This is a genomic window from Pseudomonas sp. R4-15 (assembly GCF_055768815.1).
Genome location: NZ_CM147293.1, coordinates 222625 through 241456 on the forward strand (window position 1 = coordinate 222625; position 18832 = coordinate 241456).

The following is an 18832-nucleotide window of genomic DNA, read 5'->3' on the forward strand; positions in this document are numbered from 1 at the left end:
GGGCGCCTCAGTGCAGCGCGGGCTTGTCGGCGGGTGCCGGTGCGGGGGCGGCGCGCGAGCATTCCGCGTAGAGCAGCAACGGGGCCACGCGCAGGTACTCCATGACTTCCATGTAGTCGTTCTCGGCGGCCTCGCTCTCCTCCACGTCGTTACCGACCTGGGCGATCGCGGCCATGTCCTGCAGCACCTCCATCGCCTCCGCCGACAAGGGCGCGTCGCCGGCGATCACCCCGAAGCCTGCGAGGAAGCCCTGGCACCATTGACCGAGGGCGGCGGTGCGCTCGGCCACCGGCAGTTCGTCATCGGGCAACAGCAGCACCACCGCGGCGTCTTCGCCGGTGAGCTCGCCGCGAACCATCTCCTGCAAACCGATCAGGGCCTGGCGCACGGCGCCTTCCGGCTCGCTGCCGAGCAACTCGACGGCGTCACTGAGCCAGGCCTCGGCATCGAAGCCGGCGCCGGCGCAACTGCGCCCGAGCAGCAGGCCGTGCAGTTCGGCGGCGGAGACCAGTTGGCCGGAGTCGGCCAGCAGTTGGGAAAAGGCGGAATAGGCAGAACTGGACATGGCGACCATCGTGGCTGGAAAAAGCGGAAAAGCGGCGATGCAGCGGAATTTCAAACAGCCGCTAGGCGCATCGACGCACAAACAATAGAATCTGGGTTTCGTATCCTAGCAGCCCGGCCCTGCCAGCACAGCCCTGCCATCCGGGCATCGCCGCCAAGGGCGACACCATGGACAATCCCGAAATACGCGCGCTGGCCGAAGGTCTCGACCGTCTGTTGCAGCGCGTACACACACTGCAGGCGGAGAATCGCGCCCTACGCGCCAGCGAACGCGCGTGGCGTGAGGAGCGATCCGCACTCATCGAAAAGAACGAAATGGCCCGGCTTAAGGTCGAAGCGATGATTTCGCGCCTCAAAGCCCTGGAGCAGGACTCATGACCCAGCCTGAAACCCTCAATGTGCAGATCCTCGACAAGGAATACTGCATCGCCTGCCCACCGGCCGAACGCACCAACCTGGAGAGCGCCGCGCGCTATCTGGACGGCAAGATGCGCGAGATCCGCAACAGCGGCAAGGTGATCGGCGCCGACCGCGTCGCGGTAATGGCCGCGCTGAACATCACCCACGAGCTGCTGCACCGCCAGCAGCACCAGGAGCGCGACGCCAGCGCCACCCGCGGTCAGGTCCGTGACCTGCTGGAGCGCGTCGACGCCGCCCTGGCCACCGATCAGGAAGAAACGCGCGATTGATGTTCGCAGCGCCCTTTGCGATATACTGGTGCCGCTCCCTGGTGTGTGCGCCAGTTGGCCACGTCCCTCTCCCGATACGCTACACCCTGGAGAACGTACGCTCGGCCCGTGTGCATGTCCGCCCGACGGAAAGCCTGACGGCCGACGGCGTTCGCCACCTTGAACTTTCGGGTTCAAGGGTCAAGCCGACAGCGGCACTTCGGGGAGTCGCTTCCTTCCTGCCAGCCCTGGCAGTATCCGCATGATCCACGCCAACTCCCTCAGCCGCGTCCAACTGCGCCGCCTGTTGCGTCAAAGCCGCCGCGCCCTCGATGCCAGCCAGCAACGCCAGGCCGCACGCGACCTGTATCGCCAGCTCAGCCATGCACCGGTCTTCCTACGCGCCCGCCATATCGCGCTCTACCTGCCCAGCGACGGCGAGATCGATCCCCGTCCCCTGATGCGTGCAGCCCAGCGCCGGGGCCAGGCGACCTATCTGCCCGTACTCCGCCGCTGGCCGCGCACGGCCATGGTGTTCCAGCGCGTACGCCCCGGCGAACGCCTGCTGCGCAACCGCTTCGGCATTCCCGAACCACGGCCGAACACAGCCCGCCAACGTCGCCCATGGGCGCTGGATCTGGTGTTGCTACCGCTGGTGGGATTCGACGATCACGGCGGCCGTCTCGGGATGGGCGGCGGCTTCTATGACCGCAGCCTGGCATATCTGCATCGCCAGAGCAGCTGGCGCAAGCCGCTACTGCTGGGGCTGGCGCATGAATGCCAGCGTGTGGACAGGCTGACGCTGGCCAACTGGGACGTCCCCCTGCACGCCACCCTCACCGATAGGCGCTGGTACCCGGCAGGGACAAAGGGGAGAGATGGCGTCTAGCGCGATCCGGCCTGAGCTACCGGCAGCGCGTTGACGGGCGCCTCGTTCGCCATCGGCTCGCCGTTACGCTCGAGCAGACTCTGGGTGTAACCGGTGGTGACCATTCCAAGTCCGAACAATACGACCAATACCCACAAAAGATCTGGTTTGCGCTTCATCGAGTTGCCTCCCCCTTCAAGGCAATCTGCTGACGTTGGCCGAATGACGGTTTCTTGAAGAACTTCTAGTTATGCGGTCCCCAGACGGGGCCGATGTGAAATCGGCGGCATTTTCCGCCAAGTCTCCGAAACCCGCAATTGGGCAGAATGACCAACCATCGGGCGCCGTAGACCTTTTTTACGGAGCAAAGTTCATGCCCTATTGGCTAATGAAGTCCGAGCCCGACGAATTGTCGATCCAGACGCTGCAGCGCATGGGTCAGGCGCGCTGGGATGGGGTGCGCAATTACCAGGCGCGCAACTACCTTCGCGAAATGGCCGACGGCGATCTCTTCCTGTTCTATCACTCCAGTTGCCCACGCCCTGGCGTAGCTGGCATCGGACGCCTGCAGGGCCCGGCCTATGCGGACCCTACGGCGCTGCAGGCGGACAGCGCCTATTTCGACGCACGCGCCGCCGCCAAGGGAAGCAATCCCTGGCTGGCCCGCGACGTAGCCTGGGTGGAGACCTTCGAACCGCTGCTGGACCTATCCCGCTTGCGCGACGAGGAGGCGCTGGACGGTCTGGAACTCCTGCGCAAGGGCAGCCGGCTCTCGGTCATGCCGGTGAGCGAGGAACACTGGAAACACCTTTGCCAGATGGCCACGAGCCAGCACTGATGCACCAGCGGCGTGCAAGCGCTCGCCGCTGCAACCACTCTAGGGCCTGTTCCCGTTTCATTCGCGAACCGCGGATGGCCGCCCCGCGTTCTCGCCAGAAATCGCCTGCGGTTAGGCGCAGGACGCAGCCAATGGCCACTCCCTTGGCAAGTCCTGCAACGACAGCGCAGGCCATTTCTGGCACAACCCTACGGGCCGGTGCCTGTTTTGCCGCGATACGGCGTTACTCGTCTTGGACTTACCCCGGTAAGCCCTGCGACTCGCGCCTTGTCTCGCGGAAAAACAGGCGCCGGCGCGGCCGTGAATGAAACGGGAACAGGCCCTAGGGCTGGACGATGAGGTTGTTGAACAGCAGGTCATCGACCTGCGGCGCGCCGGTCTCCTGCTCGAGAATGTGACGCGTCTGCTCAAGGGCCTTCTTGCGAACCTCTTCCTTGGCCTCGACCGAGCTCAGCGTCTCGTCGGTCTGCTCGGCAAACAGCATGATCAGTTGATTGCGCAGCAGCGGCTCGTTGGCCTCCACCAACTTCTTGGCGTCCTCGTTGGCCACGCGCAGGGAGATGTCGGCCTTGTAATACTTCAGCTTAGGCCCGCTGCCGTAGTTGCCGACGATCGGCGGGTAGAGGTTGACGTAGACGACCTTGGGCCCGGCCGCCTCGCCTTCGGCGGCCTTTTCCTCGGCGTGCAATGGCATCGCCAGAAAGGCCGAGAGGGCCAGGGACAACAGCATGCTCGTGAGCTTCAAAGGATCTCTCCTGCAGGGACAGCCCCTAGGATAGCCATTCGCCAGGCATCGCCCAAGCCCGCCGATGATGCCTGCCGCTGATGACGCCCCATCAGCGGCGGGGATGCCAGTTGCCCAACCCACGCAACGCACCTAGTGTCACGACACGTATCGGATGTCGAAGCGCGCGCTGCCATCGGCAGGCAGCCCAAGGCGCTTCGCGCCGCCAATACTGGAGCATTGGCAAGCGGAGCAACGCAGTGATGCCTGTCGAGGCCAGTGCGGGCCGGCATTTGATGCGTGTCGTGACACTAAGCACTCACGGGGTTTGCGCGATGAAAGCATTGCTGTGCAAGAGCCACGGCCCAGCCTCGGCGCTGGTCGTGGAAGAGCGACCGACACCGACCTGCAAGCCCGGCGATTTACTGATCGACGTGCATGCCGCCGGCGTGAACTTTCCCGACAGCCTGATCATCCGTGGCCAATACCAGTTTCAGCCGCCCCTGCCCTTTTCGCCCGGCGGCGAAGTCGCCGGCGTCGTCGTCGCCACCGGTGAGCGGGTGCAGGGATTGCGCGCCGGCCAGCGGGTGATGGCGCTCACCGGTTGGGGCGGCTTCGCCGAGCAGGTCGCGGTCAACGCGCAGAACGCCATCCCCTTGCCCGAGAGCCTGAATTTCATCGAGGCCGCCGCCTTCGGCATGGCCTACGGCACGTCGATGCACGCACTTCGCCAGCGCGCGCAGTTGCAGCCCGGGGAAACGCTGCTGGTGCTCGGGGCCGGTGGCGGAGTCGGCCTGGCGGCGGTGGAGATCGGCAAGGCAATGGGCGCGACGGTGATCGCCGCCGCCAGCAGCCGGGAGAAACTGGACGCTGCGGCCGAGGCGGGCGCCGACGAATTGATCGACTACACACAGGGCAGCCTGCGCGAGCGGTTGAAGGCCCTCAGCGGTGGGCGCGGCGTGGACGTGATCTACGACCCGGTGGGCGGAGCCCTGTTCGAAGAAGCCTTCCGCTCGCTGGCCTGGAACGGGCGCATGCTGGTGGTGGGTTTCGCCAGCGGTGCGATTCCCTCGCTCCCGGCCAACCTGCCGCTGCTCAAGGGCGCCGCCCTGCTCGGGGTGTTCTGGGGCAGCTTCACCCAGCGCCAGCCCGAAGACAACGCCGCCAACTTCCGGCAGCTCTTCGCGTGGCACGCCGAGGGACGGCTGAAACCCAAGGTTTCGCGCACCTACCCGTTGGCCCAGGCGGGCGACGCGATCGATGCGCTCGCCAATCGCCAGGCGCTCGGCAAGCTGGTGATCAGAACGCGAGACTAACCGCGCGGCGCATAGGCGAATACGTCGGCACGCATCTGGTGCGCATCCATGCCCGCCTCCACCAGGGCGTCCAGGGTCGCGTAGACCATCGCCGGTGAGCCGCTGGCGTAGACGTGCAGACCGCGCAGATCGGTGAAGTCCTCGCGTACCGCCTCGTGCAGCAGACCACAGCGGCCTTCCCAGCCACACAGGTCGCTGACCACCTGGTGCAGGTGCAGGCCGGGGGTTTCCTGCCAGGCCTTCCAGGCCGGCAGCGCATAGAAGTCCTCCGGCCGCCGCGCGCCCCAGTAGAGATGCACGGGATGGGTGAAGCCACGCGCGCGGCAATGCTCGATCAGGCTATGCATCTGCGCCATGCCGGTACCGGCGGCGAGCAGGACCAGCGGCCCGTCGGGTAATTCTGCGAGGTGCGTATCGCCGAAGGGCAGGCGCACCTTTGCCAGCCTCTCGCGACGCAGTACATCGAGCAGCGCCCGGGTCGAAGCCTCGCGCGCCAACACGTGCAGCTCGAGATCGCGCCCAGCCTCCGGCGGCGAAGCCAGGGAGAACGCCGCCCAGCTACCGTCCTCGCGCTGCAGTTGCAGGTACTGTCCAGCGTGGTAGCGCGGCGGCTTGCCGGCCGGCGCGCGCAGGCGCAGACGCTGCACGTCGCCGCCCGCATCGATGCACTCGAGCACCTGGCAGGTGAGCTCCCGCTCGGGCAATGCGCCCGGCGCCAGGACGCCATCCCAATAGATCACGCAGTCGCCGAGCGGCTCCGCCAGACAAGCGAATATCTCACCCTTGTCGTGCTCGACGTCGCGCTGGCGCACGCGACCTTCCACCAGCAATGCGGCGCAGGCATGGCAGTTGCCGTTGCGACAGGCGTGGGGGCACTCGTAGCCCAGGCGCTGCGCCGCGGCGAGGAGGGTTTCGCCCGGCGCCACCGTGAGCACGGCGCCGGAGGGTTGCAAGGTCACGTTCACGAATCGCATTCCGTACTTCGGGGCTGTTCTAGTCGATCCCCAGGCTGGCCCAGAGTTCGTCGATGCGCTTGACCACCGCCGGATCCTTCTCGATCGCCCGCCCCCATTCGCGCGTGGTTTCGCCCGGCCACTTGTGCGTCGCATCCAGGCCCATCTTCGAGCCCAGACCGGAGACCGGCGAGGCGAAGTCGAGGTAGTCGATCGGCGTGTTGTCGATCATCACCGTATCGCGCTTGGGGTCCATGCGCGTGGTGATCGCCCAGATCACGTCATTCCAGTCGCGGGCATTGATGTCGTCGTCGGTGACGATAACGAACTTGGTGTACATGAACTGTCGCAGGAACGACCAGACACCGAGCATCACGCGCTTGGCATGCCCCGGATACTGCTTCTTCATGGTCACCACCGCCATGCGGTAGGAACAACCTTCGGGCGGCAGGTAGAAGTCGGTGATCTCCGGGAACTGCTTCTGCAGGATCGGCACGAACACTTCGTTGAGCGCCAGGCCGAGCACCGCCGGCTCATCCGGCGGACGTCCGGTGTAGGTGCTGTGGTAGATCGGCTGGCGGCGGCGGGTGATGCGCTCGACGGTGAACACCGGGAAGGTGTCGACCTCGTTGTAGTAGCCGGTGTGGTCGCCGTAAGGACCTTCTGCCGCGGTCTCGCCGGGATGGATCACGCCTTCGAGGACGATCTCCGCGCCAGCCGGCACCTGCAGGTCGCTGCCGATGCACTTCACCAGTTCGCTGCGCGAGCCGCGCAGCAGACCGGCGAAGGCGTATTCGGAGAGGCTGTCCGGCACCGGGGTGACGGCGCCAAGAATGGTCGCCGGATCGGCGCCCAGGGCGACGGCCACGGGATAGGGCGTATCCGGGTGCTTCAGGCACCATTCGCGGTAATCCAGCGCACCGCCACGATGGCTGAGCCAGCGCATGATCAGCTTGTTGCGACCGATCAACTGCTGGCGGTAGATACCCAGGTTCTGCCGCTCCTTGTTCGGCCCCTTGGTGACCGTCAGGCCCCAGGTCACCAGAGGCGCCGCATCGCCCGGCCAGCAGTGCTGGATCGGCAGGCGCGTGAGGTCGACGGCGTCGCCCTCTTCGATCACTTCCTGGCAGGCGGCGTCCTTGACCACCTTGGGCGCCATGCTGATCACCTTCCTGAAGATCGGCAGCTTGGACCAGGCGTCCTTGAGGCCCTTGGGCGGCTCCGGCTCCTTGAGGAAGGCCAGCAGCTTACCGATCTCGCGCAGCTCCGACACATCGTCCGCGCCCATCCCCAGGGCCACCCGCGCGGGCGTGCCGAACAGGTTACCGAGCACCGGGATATCGTGGCCGACGGGGTTTTCGAAGAGCAGCGCCGGGCCACCCTTGCGCAGGGTGCGGTCACAGATTTCGGTCATCTCCAGCTTCGGCGAAACCGGGGTGGTGATGCGCTTGAGCTCGCCGCGCTGTTCCAGCGCCGCAATGAAGTCGCGCAGGTCGCGATACTGCATGCCTGAGTCTCGGAGGGGCGAAAGGGAGGGATTCTAACAGGCTCGTGCGGTGAAGCCAGAAACGCAAAAGCCGGGTTTCCCCGGCTCTTGGCTGTACTCGCAGACTTACTTGCGACGCATCGACAGGAAGAATTCGTCGTTGGTCTTGGTGTCCTTGAGCTTGTCGAGGAGGAACTCGATGGCGGCGATCTCGTCCATCGGGTGCAGCAGCTTGCGCAGAATCCACATGCGCTGCAGTTCGTCCTCGGCGGTCAGCAACTCTTCGCGGCGGGTGCCGGAACGGTTGATGTTGATCGCCGGGAAGACGCGCTTCTCGGCCACGCGGCGGTCGAGCTGCAGCTCGAGGTTACCGGTACCCTTGAATTCCTCGTAGATCACCTCGTCCATCTTCGAGCCGGTTTCCACCAGCGCGGTGGCGAGGATGGTCAGGCTGCCGCCTTCCTCGATGTTGCGCGCGGCGCCGAAAAAGCGCTTGGGCTTCTCCAGGGCGTGGGCGTCGACACCACCGGTGAGGACCTTGCCGGAGCTCGGGATCACGGTGTTGTAGGCACGCGCAAGACGGGTGATGGAGTCGAGCAGAATGACCACGTCCTTCTTGTGCTCGACCAGGCGCTTGGCCTTCTCGATGACCATCTCGGCGACCTGCACGTGGCGGGTCGGCGGCTCGTCGAAGGTCGAGGCGACCACTTCGCCGCGCACGGTGCGCTGCATCTCGGTCACTTCTTCCGGGCGCTCGTCGATCAGCAGAACGATCAGGTGGCACTCGGGGTTGTTGCGGGTGATGTTGGCCGCGATGTTCTGCAGCATGATGGTCTTGCCCGCTTTCGGCGGGGCGACGATCAGGCCGCGCTGGCCCTTGCCGATCGGCGCGCAGAGGTCGATCACGCGGCCCGTCAAATCCTCGGTGGAGCCGTTACCGGCCTCCATGGTGAGGCGCTGGTTGGGGAACAGCGGCGTCAGGTTCTCGAAGAGAATCTTGTTCTTCGCATTCTCCGGTCGGTCGTAGTTGATCGAGTCGACCTTGAGCAGTGCGAAATAGCGCTCACCTTCTTTCGGCGGGCGGATCTTGCCGATGATGGTGTCGCCGGTGCGCAGGTTGAAACGACGGATCTGGCTCGGTGAGACGTAGATGTCGTCAGGACCTGCGAGGTAGGAGGAGTCAGCCGAACGCAGGAAGCCGAAACCATCCTGGAGAATCTCCAGCACGCCGTCGCCCGAAATCTCTTCGCCGCTCTTCGCGTGTTTTTTCAGCAGGGCGAAGATGACGTCCTGCTTGCGCGAACGGGCCATGTTCTCCACGCCCATCTGTTCGGCCATATCCAGCAGTTCGGCGATAGGCTTTTGCTTGAGTTCAGTCAGATTCATAGAGTTGACGTAGGTGTGTAGAGGTAGGGAGCAAGCATGGGGGCTTGGATGGCCGTGCCGAGGGGAGGCAACTGGATCGCGCAGGTTTGGCGAGTAGGAGTGCGTCGGCGACGGCTTGCGAAAGGGCTACAGCGAATGTGCAGCAAGGTCGAATCTAACACCCGTCCCCAGGTACGTCCAGCCCTAGCGGCAAAAAGCCCCGCCAGACGGCCCCAGCAGGCAATTGCCCGCCGCAAGAACGCCGATGCCCGCACAGGGCGGGCATCGGTGAATGATCATGCGATGACGATCAGATGTTGCTGTCGAGGAACGCAGCCAACTGCGACTTGGACAGCGCGCCGACCTTGGTGGCCTCGACGCTGCCGTTCTTGAACAGCATCAGCGTCGGGATACCACGCACGCCGTACTTGGGCGGGGTGTCCTGGTTTTCGTCGATGTTCAGCTTGCAGACCTTCAGCTTGCCCTCGTACTGCTGGGCGATCTCGTCGAGAACCGGCGCGATCATCTTGCACGGGCCGCACCACTCGGCCCAGTAATCCACCAGCACGGGACCTTCGGCCTGGAGCACATCCTGGTCGAAGCTGGCATCGCTGACATGGGTAATGAAATCGCTCATGGATAGCTCCGTGTAAATCACTCAGTCGCGCATCATAGCCCGCAGCGGGGACGAACCGGAAGCGCCGGTACCGAACCCGGAACCGAAACGGCACCATTACTCATCCAGTACCGCGAATGCAATACCGGTGCGCGAAGCCGCGGCACGAATGTGTTCCTGCATCGCCCGACGCGCCCCCGCGGGGGACTGCCGGGCGAGGGCGCGCAGGATGCGCTTGTGTTCGCGCCAGGTTTCCAGCGCGCGCTCGGGGCGGATGAACGGCAGTTTCTGGCTTTCCAGGAAGATCGCCGCGTTACTGGCGATGACCTTGAGCATGGCCGCGTTGCCGCTGGCTTGCAGCAGTTGCCGATGGAACGCGAAGTCGAGTTGCGCGGCACCTTCGAAATCCCCGGCCTGCAGGCAACGATGCATCGCCTGCACGTTGTGCTCCAGCAGGGCGATCTCGGCGTCGGTGACCACCCGCGCCGCCAGGCCGGCAGCGAAGCCTTCCAGGGCATGGCGCAACTGGAAGATGTCCGCGGCGGAAACGGCTTCCGCGAAGGGCCACTCGAAACCCGTGGCCGCCCCCTGGCCCGACGGCTCGCGAACGTAGGCGCCCTTGCCGGGATGCACGCTGACCAAGCCCAGGGCACTGAGCGAGGACAGCGCCTCGCGTAGCGAGGCGCGGCTCACCCCCAGGCGTTCGGCCAACTCGCGCTGCGAAGGCAACAGATCGCCGGCGGCATACCCCTCCTCCTCGATCAGCTTGCGGATCTCTCGCGCGACGAGTTCGGGCACTGCACGAGGTGCGTTTTCACTCATGACTGGTCAGGCCGGTTGGTCCAGAAGAGGGGTGTTTTAGCGCGTCGCTAAAATCGACGCAAGCCAGGCTCCATAAGAGTGCGAGCGAAATGTCGAATGCACCAAAAGGCATCGTAACGACCCCAAAACAAAGCTGACCAAATGCTCAACTGTTCAGACCAGTACGACCAGCAAATCAGCGACTTGAAGGTTCCGAACCCTGGGTTGGCATGCCCGCTGCAATGCGTGGAGCCTGCCCATCGCACTCTGGAGAACCTCGATGCGTCATTCCCGCAAGTTGTTGGCCGGCCTGTTCGCCGGTCTAGTGCTCTGCGCCAGCGGCGCTCAGGCCGACGCCCTGTCCGACATCACTGAGCGCGGCGTACTGCGCGTGGCCGTACCCCAGGACTTCCCGCCGTTCGGCTCGGTCGGCCCGGACCTGCAACCGCGCGGGCTGGACGTGGATACCGCGAAGCTGATCGGCGAGCGCCTGGGCGTGACGGTCGAGCTGACCCCGGTGAACAGCACCAACCGCATCCCCTTCCTCGCCACCGGCAAGGTCGACCTGGTGATTTCCAGCCTCGGCAAGAATCCTGACCGGGAGAAGGTGATCGATTTCTCCGTCCCCTACGCCCCCTTCTTCCTGGGCGTATTCGGCCCCGAGGATGCCAAGGTGGCGAGCCTCGCCGACCTGGACGGCAAGACCCTGAGCATCACCCGCGGCTCGGTGGAAGACATGGAGCTGACCAAGGTTGCCCCGGCCGGCCTTGAGATCAAGCGCTTCGAGGACAACAACTCGACCATTGCCGCCTACCTCTCCGGGCAGACCGAACTGATCGCCAGCGGCAACGTGGTGATGGCGAGCATCGCCGAGCGCAATCCGCAGCGCGTACCGGCGATGAAGATCAACCTGAAGGACTCGCCGTGCTATGTCGGCCTGAACAAGAACGAGCCGGCCCTGCTGGCGAAGGTCAACGGCATCCTCACCGAAGCCAAGGGCGATGGCAGCCTCAATGCGCTGGCGGAGAAATGGCTGAAGCAGCCGCTGCCGGCCGGCTTCTGAGGCATCGCGCATGGCTTACCAGTTCGACTTCGCCGCCGTCATCGAGCAGTACCCACTGCTGCTCGATGGCGCGGCCTTCACCCTCGGCCTGACGGCCATCGGCACGCTCTTCGGCGTCGGCCTCGGCATCGTCGGCGCCCTGGCTCGAGCCTGGAGGATCAGCCCGCTGGACCGGATCTTCGCGGTCTACGTGGAACTGGTCCGCAACACGCCGTTCCTCGTCCAGCTGTTCTTCATCTTCTTCGGCCTGCCGTCGTTGGGGGTGAAACTCAGCGAATGGCAGGCCGCATCGCTGGCGATGATCGTCAACCTCGGGGCTTATTCCACCGAGATCATCCGCGCCGGTATCCAGGCGACGCCCAAGGGGCAACTGGAAGCCGCCGCGGCGCTGGCATTGACGCGCATGGAAAGCTTCCGCCACGTGGTCCTGCGCCCGGCACTGAGCAAGGTCTGGCCGGCGCTCTCCAGCCAGATCGTGATCGTCATGCTCGGCTCTGCCGTGTGCTCGCAAATCGCCGTGGAGGAGCTGACCTTCGCCGCCAACCTGATCCAGTCGCGTAATTTCCGCTCCTTCGAGACCTACCTGCTGACGACGCTGCTCTACCTGGTGATGGCCATTCTCGTGCGCCAACTGCTGAATGCCTTCGGCAAACGCTTCGTGGAGGGCCGGCGATGATCGAGTTCACCCTGTGGGACATCGTCCGCAACCTGCTCACCGGCCTGCAATGGAGCCTGCTGCTGAGCCTGGTCGCGTTCCTCTGCGGCGGCCTGGCCGGGTTGCTGGTGCTGTTGCTGCGCATTGCACCCGCCCGCCTGCCGCGCATGCTGGCTCGCGGCTACATCGAGCTGTTCCAGGGCACGCCGCTGCTGATGCAGCTGTTCATCGTGTTCTTCGGCGTGTCCCTGGCCGGCGGAGACATCTCGCCGTGGGTCGCGGCGGCGATCGGTCTGACGCTGTTCACCAGCGCCTTTCTCGCGGAGATCTGGCGCGGCTGTGTCGAGGCGATTCCCGCCGGCCAGTGGCAGGCCGCCGAGAGCCTGGCGATGACCCGCCTGGAGATCCTCCGTCACGTGGTCCTGCCCCAGGCCCTGCGCATCGCCGTGGCACCCACCGTCGGCTTCTCCGTGCAGGTGGTGAAAGGCACCGCGGTGACCTCGATCATCGGCTTCGCGGAACTGACCAAGACCGGCAGCATGCTGGCCAACGCGACCTACCAGCCGTTCCTCGTGTACGGCCTGGTGGCGCTCGGCTACTTCCTGCTCTGCTATCCCCTGTCGCTGTTCGCCCGTCATCTGGAAAGGAGGCTGCATGCCACTGCTTAAGGTATCCGCCCTGCACAAGCACTACGGCGAAAACCACGTGCTCAAGGGCATCGACCTCGACGTCGAGGAAGGCGAGGTGATCGCCATCATCGGCCGCAGCGGCTCCGGCAAGAGCACCTTCCTGCGCACCCTGAACGGCCTGGAGACCATCGACGACGGCGTCATAGAAGTCGACGGCGAATACCTCGACGCCGCCCGCGCCAACTTGCGCGTGCTGCGCCAGAAGGTCGGCATGATATTCCAGCAGTTCAACCTGTTCCCGCACCTGACGGTCGGCGAGAACGTCATGCTGGCGCCCCAGGTGGTGAAAAAGACGCCGCGTGCCGAGGCCCGCAAGATCGCCCAGGCGATGCTCGAACGGGTCGGCCTGGCGGAGAAGTTCGACGCCTACCCAGAACGCCTCTCCGGCGGCCAGCAGCAGCGCGTGGCGATCGCCCGCGCGCTGGCCATGTCGCCCAAGGTGCTGCTCTGCGACGAGATCACCTCCGCGCTCGATCCCGAGCTGGTCAATGAGGTGCTGATGGTGGTCAAGCAGCTAGCCAGCGAGGGCATGACGCTGGTCATGGTCACCCACGAGATGCGCTTCGCGCGCGAAGTCGGTGACAAGCTGGTGTTCATGCACCAGGGCAAGGTCCATGAGATGGGCGATCCGCAAACGCTGTTCGCTGCGCCGCAGACCCAGGAACTGCGCAACTTCATTGGCTCGGTGAACCTGTGAACCTGCCGGCACAACGGCAGCGGGACGAATCGCCGCTTCGGGCCTTCATCGGCGCGCGCCGCCCCGTCGCAATCGCCCCCAGGCCATGGGGGCCGCGCGGCACAGGCTAGCGCCTGGTCACGCCCCTACCCTGCACATTCGCGAGCACCTGGCCGCGCGGGCGTAATCTTGTGCCTCAAGGTAGAGAGGACCTATGGTGAGCGCCCCTCAGCCGATTTTGCAGGGACGTTTCATGCCGAGCACTGCGCCCGCGCCTTCCTACGATACCGAACGTGCTCAAGCCGGGGTGCGCCTGATCATCGTGCCCATCGCCATCGGCTATACCTTGGCGCTGTCTCTGCACTCGATGCTCAAACCTGAGCTGGCCAACTGGATTCTTCTGCTCGAAGGACTGGCGCTGCTCGCCTCCCTGGCCTTTTGGCTCGACATCCGCAGACGTCCCGGCAATTACCCAGGTCGCCGCTTGCTCACGATGCTCACCGACTACCTGTGCATCGGCCTGGGCATGAGCTTCGGTGGCGCGGCCATGCTGCCGGTGTACGCCCTCCTGATCTGGATAACGGTGGGCTACGGCCTGCGCTACGGTTCCAAGTACCTGCTCTTCGCAACCATCCTGGCCACGCTGTCGTTGCTCGTTACAGCCAGCCTCTCGGCTTACTGGCGGTCGCAGCCCTACCTGATCATCACGCTGCTGATCACGACGCTCATAGTGCCGCCCTACATCCACACGCTGCTGCAACGCTCGCAGCGCGCCAGCGAGGCCGAGCGAGCGGCCAATCACACCAAATCCCAACTCCTTGCCCAAGCCAGCCACGACCTGCGCCAGCCGATCCACTCCATCAGCCTGTTCACGGCCTGCCTGCGTGATAGCAGCCTGGACGGAGAACAGCGACGCCTGGTGGAGAACATCGATAAGTCCCTGCACAGCGTTGCCCAATTGTTCCACTCGATTCTCGACATGTACTCACTGGACAGCGGCAAGGTAGTAGCACGGAGGCAGCTCATTCCCCTGCATGAGCTGCTGCGCCAGCTAATCCAGCAGAATGCCGAGGCAGCGCACTGGGCAGACGTGGAGATCCGCCTGCATTGCCCTCCCCTCTACGTGCATACGGACCAGGCCCTGCTGACCACCATGCTGCAGAATCTGCTCTCCAATGCCCTCAAATACGCCGGGGGGCACCCCATGCTGATCGGTGTGCGCAAGCGCGCTACGGGCATTTCCATCGAGCTCTACGACAAGGGCCGCGGTATTGCCGAAACGCATCTGGAAAACATCTTCGAGGAGTTTTACCGGGTGCGCCAAGTACGCGACAGAGATGTCGAAGGGATGGGCCTGGGGCTGGCCATCGTCAAGAAGTTGAGCCAGTTGATGGGCTTGCAGGTGCGCATTGTCTCCATCGAAGGCCGGGGAACCCTGGCCGCCATCGATGGCCTGCCACTGGCCCCCACACCGACGGCGAAGCCTGCCACACAGGCGATCAAGAAACAGGAGTCGGGGATACTCAATGGGCTGCGGATCTGCCTGATAGAAGACGACCAGAACGTGTTGCTCGCCACGGCCACCCTGCTGCAGAAGTGGGGCTGTGTCGTCGAGACCCATACCTCGCTTCCCGATGTGTCAGCGGACATCGACCTGGTGTTGACCGACTACGACCTCGGCCTGGAAGCCTCCGGCGCCGACTGCATCGCCCATGTACGCGCCATCGCAGCCCGCCAGGTGCCGGCGATCATCATGACGGGGCATGATGTACGCCGCGTGCAGGACGCAGTCGGCGACACGGAAATTCCCGTCCTTTCCAAGCCGGTTCAGCCGGCGGAGCTGCGGTCGCTGTTGGTCTCGCTGAAACTCAAAGCCCGGGCCGCCTAGGGCCCCTGGGTTCAGCCCAAGCCGGCCTTGGCGGCAATGGCAGCCGCCGCGGCACGGCTGTTGACATCCAAGGTGCGCATCAACGCAGAAACATGGATGCGCACGGTAAACGGCGAGATATCCAGTTCGCGGGCTATTTCCTTGTTCGCCAGGCCACGCACCAACAGCCGCAGCACGGCCAATTGACGAGGGGTGAGCCGCTCCAGCACATGCTGCTCGCTGGCGTAGGTCGGCACGCCGGGGGGCCCCAGCGTCATGACGAAATCCCCCTCACGTACAGCCTGCAGCGCAGCGACAATTTCATCCGGCGGTGTCGCCTTACCGATAAAGCCGTCGGCACCTGCCGCCATCACCTCGTCGATCACATCACGGTTGTCGACCATCGACACGATGACGATGGAGCTGCGCGTGAATTTCTGACGCAACGCGCCGATGGCCTCCGGCGATTGCCCAGGAAACAGCAGGTCGAGCATGAACAGGCTGGGCGCCGTACCGGCATCAGCCAAGGCCTGCATCTCGTCCATATCCCCGGCTTCGAGCACGCAGGCTTGGGGGAATACCCGCCGCACGATACGGCTCAGCCCCTCGCGAAAAACAGGGTGATCATCGGCCACGATGATGCGTTCTTGCGTAGCGCGCTCGGGCACTGGGGACGTGTTGTTCATGCTGTTGGGTGCCGTTGGCGCTGCAGCCAGCTTGCAGCTTCCGCTGAGCGAATAGCGACAAGCCGAACTCAAGCGCTCGGTAAAGCGGTAGGGCGAGCTACGTTAGATACCACCTTCGCAGCAAAACACAAATGCCGGCAATCTGCCGCCTACGCGCCAAGCCTTGAGGCTCGAGCGAAGCGATTCGAGGTCTACACGGCCGTGACTAGCACATCCGCACTATATCGGTGCCAAAGGCGGCCACTTAGTCTAGGTCCCTGTCAACGCCTGCCATATAGCCGTTACCACGGCTCTCGCCAGTCGAAGCCTCTGGCTATCGGGTATGCCTCTAGTTCACGGATAGTTCAGCTGCAAAGGAGCATATATGGTTCTCGCTCTCCATACGGCGAAAATAACGATACTGACCGCCGCCCTGACCGCCATGGTTACTCTGACGGGTTGCGCGAATGACAATGGACTCAGCAACCCTCTGGACTCGCTGACCGGTGAATATAAATATGCGCCGGACTACATAAAGACCAATGTCATCGCGAACAAGTCGACGAAGGAAGACATTCGTCAGAAGTTCGGCGCACCGTCTTCGGTGATGGAGTCCTCAGCCAACGGCACCGCCATATGGGTCTATGACCGCAGCAAGTCAGGCCTGACAGCCTGGACGGATATGGCGTCCAAATACGCCGCCAAATATGGCAATAGCGAACTGGCGTCACAGGTCTGGGAGGGCAAGTCGCAGATGAACAACGCCCAGGAAGCCATGACGGACGCCCAAAGTCTGTCGGGAACGAATGTAGATGGCCGGTACGCGAAAATTCGCGAGATAAGTATCAGGTTCAAGGGTGACGTCGTCGACGGCTATACCACGTATTGACCTCTCCCACCCAGGACAGGCCGAACAGGTCTTGTCCTGAGGCAGGCCTTGCCCTTTCCCGTAGCCAGCGAATCACCCTGCGCTTGCCCTGCATCCGCGGTGCTCCTGCGCCGCTGTATGCACGTCCCTTTATCTGATCCAGACCCGTTTCCCGCCACCCCGAATGCGTTGGCTCATGCGCTCAGTCGTGGCACGATGGCAGCCTCAGTAGACGAGACGCCGTAGCATGCCGCATTCCGCTCCCAAGAACTTCCCGCTGATCGCCGCCATCGACCTGGGCTCCAACAGCTTCCACCTGGTCCTGGCCAAGAGTGATCACGGGGAGATCCGCATCCTCGAGCGCCTCGGCGACAAGATCCAGCTGGCCGCCGGTCTGGACGAGCAGCGCCAGCTCAGCGAGGCCGCGATGCAGCGCGGGCTCGACTGCCTGGCGCGCATGGCGCAGATGATCCACGGCCTGCCCCAGGGTGCGGTGCGCATCGTCGGTACCAATGCCCTGCGCGAGGCGCGCAACCGCGACCAGTTCATCCGCCGCGCCGAGGCCCTGCTCGGGCACCCGGTGGAAGTGGTATCCGGCCGCGAGGAAGCGCGCCTGATCTACCTCGGCGTCTCCCACACGTTCCCCAACATGCCGGGCAAGCGTCTGGTGGTGGACATCGGCGGCGGCAGCACCGAATTCATCGTTGGCCAGCGCTTCGAGCCGCTGCTGCGCGAGAGCCTGCAGATGGGTTGCGTGAGCTTCAGCCGACGCTTCTTCAGCGATGGCAAGATCACCGCCACGCGCTACGCCCAGGCCTACACTGCCGCGCGCCTGGAACTGATGAACATCGAGCAGGCCCTGCAACGCCAGGGCTGGCAGGAAGCCATCGGCGCCTCCGGAACCATTCGCGCGGTGGGCCTGGCACTCAAGGGCGCCGGCATGGGCAACGGCGAGGTGAACGCCCAGGGCCTGGCCTGGTTGAAGACCCGCCTGATCAAGCTCGGCGATGTGGAAAAGATCGACTTCGACGGCGTGAAACCCGACCGCCGCTCGATCTTCCCCGCCGGCGTGGCCATCCTCGAGGCGATCTACGACGCCCTGGGTCTGGACGTGATGGTGCACTCCGAAGGCGCGCTGCGCGAAGGCGTGCTCTACGACCTGCTCGGCCGGCACCAGCAGGAGGACGTCCGCGAGCGCACCCTGAGCGCACTGATGGAGCGCTGCCACGTCGACCCGGAGCAGGCGGCACGCGTCGAGCAGCGGGCGCTGCTGGCCCTCGACCAGGTCGCCGAGACCTGGAAGCTCGACCAGGAGTGGCACCGCGAGCTGCTGTCCTGGGCCGCACGCGTCCATGAGGTGGGCCTGGACATCGCCCACTACCACTACCACAAGCACGGCGCCTACCTGATCGAGCACTCCGATCTCGCCGGCTTCTCGCGCCAGGACCAGACGCTGCTCGCGCTGCTGGTCCGCGGCCACCGCCGCAACATTCCCCAGGACAAGTTCGCCGAACAGGCGGTGGACGCCCGCGCGATGGTGCGCCTGTGCGTGCTGCTGCGTTTCGCCATCGTCTTCCATCACATCCGTGGCAACCAGAGCATGCCCGAGGTGCAATTGGCGGCCGGCGAGAACAGCCTGGAGATTCGCTTCCCCGCGGGCTGGCTGGCGAAGAACCCGCTGACCCAGGCCGATTTCGAGGCCGAGGCCGAGTGGCTCAAGCGCGTCGGCATGGAACTGAGCGTGCGCTAACCCCCGTCACCAGCGGTGAGCGAAGCGGCTATCGGGCTTAGGCATTTTCCGCGGGCGGAGACGCAGCCCAGGCGATAACCAGAGCCTCCTTGCGCGCGAAGCGCCCGAGGTGGTCGTCCAGCACCCAGCGTATGCGCCCGGCGGTGGTCTCGTCCGTGGCCTGGCAGAGAAACACCAGTTGCCGCGCATCGGCGTGCATCTCGCAGCGACCGAAGGGGAAATGCACCTGAGCCTGGTGCTCGTCGAACTCGACCTCGACCTTGTGGCGGAAGTGCCGGCACAGCTTGCTCAGGTAGAGCGAAGCCGCGGAGGTCTCCACGGCGCCCTGGAAATGGATCATGGCTATCAGGCTCGCTTGCGCGGGCGGTCCGCCAAGCGCCGCCCTATCGTTGTGTGTCTC

At 64.6% G+C, this 18832-nt stretch carries 22 protein-coding genes and 1 other RNA gene; 13 read left to right on the forward strand and 10 right to left on the reverse strand.

From position 1 onward, the window contains the following. Nucleotides 1–7: 7 nt before the first annotated feature. Entirely contained in the window at nt 8–565 is a 558-nt protein-coding gene (locus ACYRGX_RS01120; RefSeq protein WP_473054781.1) for a UPF0149 family protein, read from the reverse strand. A gap of 167 nt (nt 566–732) precedes the next feature. Between ACYRGX_RS01120 and ACYRGX_RS01125 the strand changes: the two genes are divergently transcribed. The 4 genes from ACYRGX_RS01125 (at nt 733) to ACYRGX_RS01140 (ending at nt 2121) form a co-directional block, all read left to right on the forward strand. Further along, nucleotides 733–942, forward strand: coding sequence for a TIGR02449 family protein (locus ACYRGX_RS01125; RefSeq protein WP_473054782.1), 210 nt, complete (start codon nt 733–735; stop codon nt 940–942). Then, entirely contained in the window at nt 939–1253 is a 315-nt protein-coding gene (locus ACYRGX_RS01130; protein WP_473054783.1) for a cell division protein ZapA, read from the forward strand. The genes ACYRGX_RS01125 and ACYRGX_RS01130 overlap by 4 nt, the downstream gene beginning before the upstream one ends. Nucleotides 1254–1285: 32 nt before the next feature. Further along, nucleotides 1286–1463, forward strand: a non-coding RNA gene (ssrS, locus tag ACYRGX_RS01135) — 6S RNA. A 31-nt stretch (nt 1464–1494) separates the two neighbouring features. After that, the gene (locus tag ACYRGX_RS01140; RefSeq protein WP_473054784.1) at nt 1495–2121 is read left to right on the forward strand and encodes a 5-formyltetrahydrofolate cyclo-ligase; all 627 of its coding nucleotides are present in this window, start codon (nt 1495–1497) and stop codon (nt 2119–2121) included. Here the strand turns inward: ACYRGX_RS01140 and ACYRGX_RS01145 are convergent. After that, complete coding sequence (locus ACYRGX_RS01145) at nt 2118–2279, reverse strand: hypothetical protein (RefSeq protein WP_473054785.1); 162 nt, start codon at nt 2277–2279, stop codon at nt 2118–2120. The two genes, ACYRGX_RS01140 and ACYRGX_RS01145, sit on opposite strands and share 4 nt — an antisense overlap. Nucleotides 2280–2473: 194 nt before the next feature. Here ACYRGX_RS01145 and ACYRGX_RS01150 point away from each other — a divergent pair, with 194 nt between their 5' ends. Next, nucleotides 2474–2938, forward strand: a complete 465-nt coding sequence (locus tag ACYRGX_RS01150; RefSeq protein WP_473054786.1) for an EVE domain-containing protein — start codon at nt 2474–2476, stop codon at nt 2936–2938. Between the two features lie 322 nt (nt 2939–3260). On the opposite strand, the gene ACYRGX_RS01155 is transcribed toward ACYRGX_RS01150, so the two are convergent. Further along, on the reverse strand, nt 3261–3668 hold the full coding sequence (locus ACYRGX_RS01155; protein ID WP_473056608.1) for a flagellar basal body-associated FliL family protein: 408 nt from the start codon (nt 3666–3668) through the stop codon (nt 3261–3263). 329 nt (nt 3669–3997) lie between these two features. Between ACYRGX_RS01155 and ACYRGX_RS01160 the strand changes: the two genes are divergently transcribed. Beyond that, the gene (locus ACYRGX_RS01160) at nt 3998–4978 is read left to right on the forward strand and encodes an NADPH:quinone oxidoreductase family protein (RefSeq protein WP_473054787.1); all 981 of its coding nucleotides are present in this window, start codon (nt 3998–4000) and stop codon (nt 4976–4978) included. On the opposite strand, the gene ACYRGX_RS01165 is transcribed toward ACYRGX_RS01160, so the two are convergent. The 5 genes from ACYRGX_RS01165 to ACYRGX_RS01185 form a co-directional block, all read right to left on the reverse strand. Beyond that, on the reverse strand, nt 4975–5943 hold the full coding sequence (locus ACYRGX_RS01165) for a CDP-6-deoxy-delta-3,4-glucoseen reductase (RefSeq protein ID WP_473056609.1): 969 nt from the start codon (nt 5941–5943) through the stop codon (nt 4975–4977). The genes ACYRGX_RS01160 and ACYRGX_RS01165 overlap by 4 nt on opposite strands. A 28-nt stretch (nt 5944–5971) precedes the next feature. Beyond that, on the reverse strand, nt 5972–7438 hold the full coding sequence (gene ubiD / locus ACYRGX_RS01170) for a 4-hydroxy-3-polyprenylbenzoate decarboxylase (RefSeq protein WP_473054788.1): 1467 nt from the start codon (nt 7436–7438) through the stop codon (nt 5972–5974). Between the two features lie 105 nt (nt 7439–7543). After that, entirely contained in the window at nt 7544–8803 is a 1260-nt protein-coding gene (gene rho, locus ACYRGX_RS01175; RefSeq protein ID WP_473054789.1) for a transcription termination factor Rho, read from the reverse strand. Between the two features lie 289 nt (nt 8804–9092). Further along, nucleotides 9093–9419 carry a thioredoxin TrxA gene (trxA, locus tag ACYRGX_RS01180; protein ID WP_473054790.1) on the reverse strand — a complete coding sequence of 109 codons (327 nt, stop codon included), beginning with the start codon at nt 9417–9419 and terminating at the stop codon, nt 9093–9095. A 96-nt stretch (nt 9420–9515) separates the two neighbouring features. After that, nucleotides 9516–10220, reverse strand: a complete 705-nt coding sequence (locus tag ACYRGX_RS01185) for a FadR/GntR family transcriptional regulator (protein ID WP_473054791.1) — start codon at nt 10218–10220, stop codon at nt 9516–9518. Between the two features lie 259 nt (nt 10221–10479). Here ACYRGX_RS01185 and ACYRGX_RS01190 point away from each other — a divergent pair, with 259 nt between their 5' ends. From ACYRGX_RS01190 to ACYRGX_RS01210, 5 genes are all read left to right on the forward strand, one after another. Beyond that, nucleotides 10480–11262, forward strand: coding sequence for a transporter substrate-binding domain-containing protein (locus ACYRGX_RS01190; RefSeq protein ID WP_473054792.1), 783 nt, complete (start codon nt 10480–10482; stop codon nt 11260–11262). A gap of 10 nt (nt 11263–11272) precedes the next feature. Further along, nucleotides 11273–11938 carry an amino acid ABC transporter permease gene (locus ACYRGX_RS01195; protein WP_473054793.1) on the forward strand — a complete coding sequence of 222 codons (666 nt, stop codon included), beginning with the start codon at nt 11273–11275 and terminating at the stop codon, nt 11936–11938. Then, nucleotides 11935–12585: an amino acid ABC transporter permease gene (locus tag ACYRGX_RS01200; protein WP_473054794.1), complete on the forward strand. Its 651-nt coding sequence runs from the start codon at nt 11935–11937 to the stop codon at nt 12583–12585. Before ACYRGX_RS01195 ends, ACYRGX_RS01200 begins: the two co-directional genes overlap by 4 nt. Continuing rightward, nucleotides 12572–13303 carry an amino acid ABC transporter ATP-binding protein gene (locus ACYRGX_RS01205; RefSeq protein ID WP_473054795.1) on the forward strand — a complete coding sequence of 244 codons (732 nt, stop codon included), beginning with the start codon at nt 12572–12574 and terminating at the stop codon, nt 13301–13303. The genes ACYRGX_RS01200 and ACYRGX_RS01205 overlap by 14 nt, the downstream gene beginning before the upstream one ends. Nucleotides 13304–13535: 232 nt before the next feature. Next, nucleotides 13536–15170 (forward strand): hybrid sensor histidine kinase/response regulator, encoded by a 1635-nt coding sequence (locus tag ACYRGX_RS01210; RefSeq protein ID WP_473054796.1) that lies wholly within the window; start codon nt 13536–13538, stop codon nt 15168–15170. An 11-nt stretch (nt 15171–15181) separates the two neighbouring features. Here ACYRGX_RS01210 and ACYRGX_RS01215 read toward each other — a convergent pair whose 3' ends face one another. After that, nucleotides 15182–15835: a LuxR C-terminal-related transcriptional regulator gene (locus tag ACYRGX_RS01215; RefSeq protein WP_473054797.1), complete on the reverse strand. Its 654-nt coding sequence runs from the start codon at nt 15833–15835 to the stop codon at nt 15182–15184. A gap of 364 nt (nt 15836–16199) precedes the next feature. On the opposite strand from ACYRGX_RS01215, the gene ACYRGX_RS01220 reads away from it, so the two are divergent. Together ACYRGX_RS01220 and ppx are read left to right on the forward strand one after the other, a co-directional pair. Further along, on the forward strand, nt 16200–16703 hold the full coding sequence (locus ACYRGX_RS01220) for a hypothetical protein (protein ID WP_473054798.1): 504 nt from the start codon (nt 16200–16202) through the stop codon (nt 16701–16703). A gap of 226 nt (nt 16704–16929) precedes the next feature. Continuing rightward, nucleotides 16930–18432, forward strand: a complete 1503-nt coding sequence (ppx, locus tag ACYRGX_RS01225) for an exopolyphosphatase (RefSeq protein WP_473054799.1) — start codon at nt 16930–16932, stop codon at nt 18430–18432. Nucleotides 18433–18469: 37 nt separating this feature from the next. Here the strand turns inward: ppx and ACYRGX_RS01230 are convergent, their stop codons facing one another. Beyond that, the gene (locus ACYRGX_RS01230) at nt 18470–18772 is read right to left on the reverse strand and encodes a DUF2218 domain-containing protein (RefSeq protein ID WP_473054800.1); all 303 of its coding nucleotides are present in this window, start codon (nt 18770–18772) and stop codon (nt 18470–18472) included. Nucleotides 18773–18832: the final 60 nt, after the last annotated feature.

What these genes read in the sequence shown, in the direction of transcription:
- ACYRGX_RS01120 (WP_473054781.1), bottom strand. Translation starts at nt 565, where the DNA reads ATGTCCAGTTCTGCCTATTCCGCCTTTTCCCAACTGCTGGCCGACTCC.
- ACYRGX_RS01125 (WP_473054782.1), top strand. Translation starts at nt 733, where the DNA reads ATGGACAATCCCGAAATACGCGCGCTGGCCGAAGGTCTCGACCGTCTG.
- ACYRGX_RS01130 (WP_473054783.1), top strand. Translation starts at nt 939, where the DNA reads ATGACCCAGCCTGAAACCCTCAATGTGCAGATCCTCGACAAGGAATAC.
- ACYRGX_RS01140 (WP_473054784.1), top strand. Translation starts at nt 1,495, where the DNA reads ATGATCCACGCCAACTCCCTCAGCCGCGTCCAACTGCGCCGCCTGTTG.
- ACYRGX_RS01145 (WP_473054785.1), bottom strand. Translation starts at nt 2,279, where the DNA reads ATGAAGCGCAAACCAGATCTTTTGTGGGTATTGGTCGTATTGTTCGGA.
- ACYRGX_RS01150 (WP_473054786.1), top strand. Translation starts at nt 2,474, where the DNA reads ATGCCCTATTGGCTAATGAAGTCCGAGCCCGACGAATTGTCGATCCAG.
- ACYRGX_RS01155 (WP_473056608.1), bottom strand. Translation starts at nt 3,668, where the DNA reads ATGCTGTTGTCCCTGGCCCTCTCGGCCTTTCTGGCGATGCCATTGCAC.
- ACYRGX_RS01160 (WP_473054787.1), top strand. Translation starts at nt 3,998, where the DNA reads ATGAAAGCATTGCTGTGCAAGAGCCACGGCCCAGCCTCGGCGCTGGTC.
- ubiD (WP_473054788.1), bottom strand. Translation starts at nt 7,438, where the DNA reads ATGCAGTATCGCGACCTGCGCGACTTCATTGCGGCGCTGGAACAGCGC.
- rho (WP_473054789.1), bottom strand. Translation starts at nt 8,803, where the DNA reads ATGAATCTGACTGAACTCAAGCAAAAGCCTATCGCCGAACTGCTGGAT.
- trxA (WP_473054790.1), bottom strand. Translation starts at nt 9,419, where the DNA reads ATGAGCGATTTCATTACCCATGTCAGCGATGCCAGCTTCGACCAGGAT.
- ACYRGX_RS01185 (WP_473054791.1), bottom strand. Translation starts at nt 10,220, where the DNA reads ATGAGTGAAAACGCACCTCGTGCAGTGCCCGAACTCGTCGCGCGAGAG.
- ACYRGX_RS01190 (WP_473054792.1), top strand. Translation starts at nt 10,480, where the DNA reads ATGCGTCATTCCCGCAAGTTGTTGGCCGGCCTGTTCGCCGGTCTAGTG.
- ACYRGX_RS01195 (WP_473054793.1), top strand. Translation starts at nt 11,273, where the DNA reads ATGGCTTACCAGTTCGACTTCGCCGCCGTCATCGAGCAGTACCCACTG.
- ACYRGX_RS01200 (WP_473054794.1), top strand. Translation starts at nt 11,935, where the DNA reads ATGATCGAGTTCACCCTGTGGGACATCGTCCGCAACCTGCTCACCGGC.
- ACYRGX_RS01205 (WP_473054795.1), top strand. Translation starts at nt 12,572, where the DNA reads ATGCCACTGCTTAAGGTATCCGCCCTGCACAAGCACTACGGCGAAAAC.
- ACYRGX_RS01210 (WP_473054796.1), top strand. Translation starts at nt 13,536, where the DNA reads ATGCCGAGCACTGCGCCCGCGCCTTCCTACGATACCGAACGTGCTCAA.
- ACYRGX_RS01215 (WP_473054797.1), bottom strand. Translation starts at nt 15,835, where the DNA reads ATGAACAACACGTCCCCAGTGCCCGAGCGCGCTACGCAAGAACGCATC.
- ACYRGX_RS01220 (WP_473054798.1), top strand. Translation starts at nt 16,200, where the DNA reads ATGGTTCTCGCTCTCCATACGGCGAAAATAACGATACTGACCGCCGCC.
- ppx (WP_473054799.1), top strand. Translation starts at nt 16,930, where the DNA reads ATGCCGCATTCCGCTCCCAAGAACTTCCCGCTGATCGCCGCCATCGAC.
- ACYRGX_RS01230 (WP_473054800.1), bottom strand. Translation starts at nt 18,772, where the DNA reads ATGATCCATTTCCAGGGCGCCGTGGAGACCTCCGCGGCTTCGCTCTAC.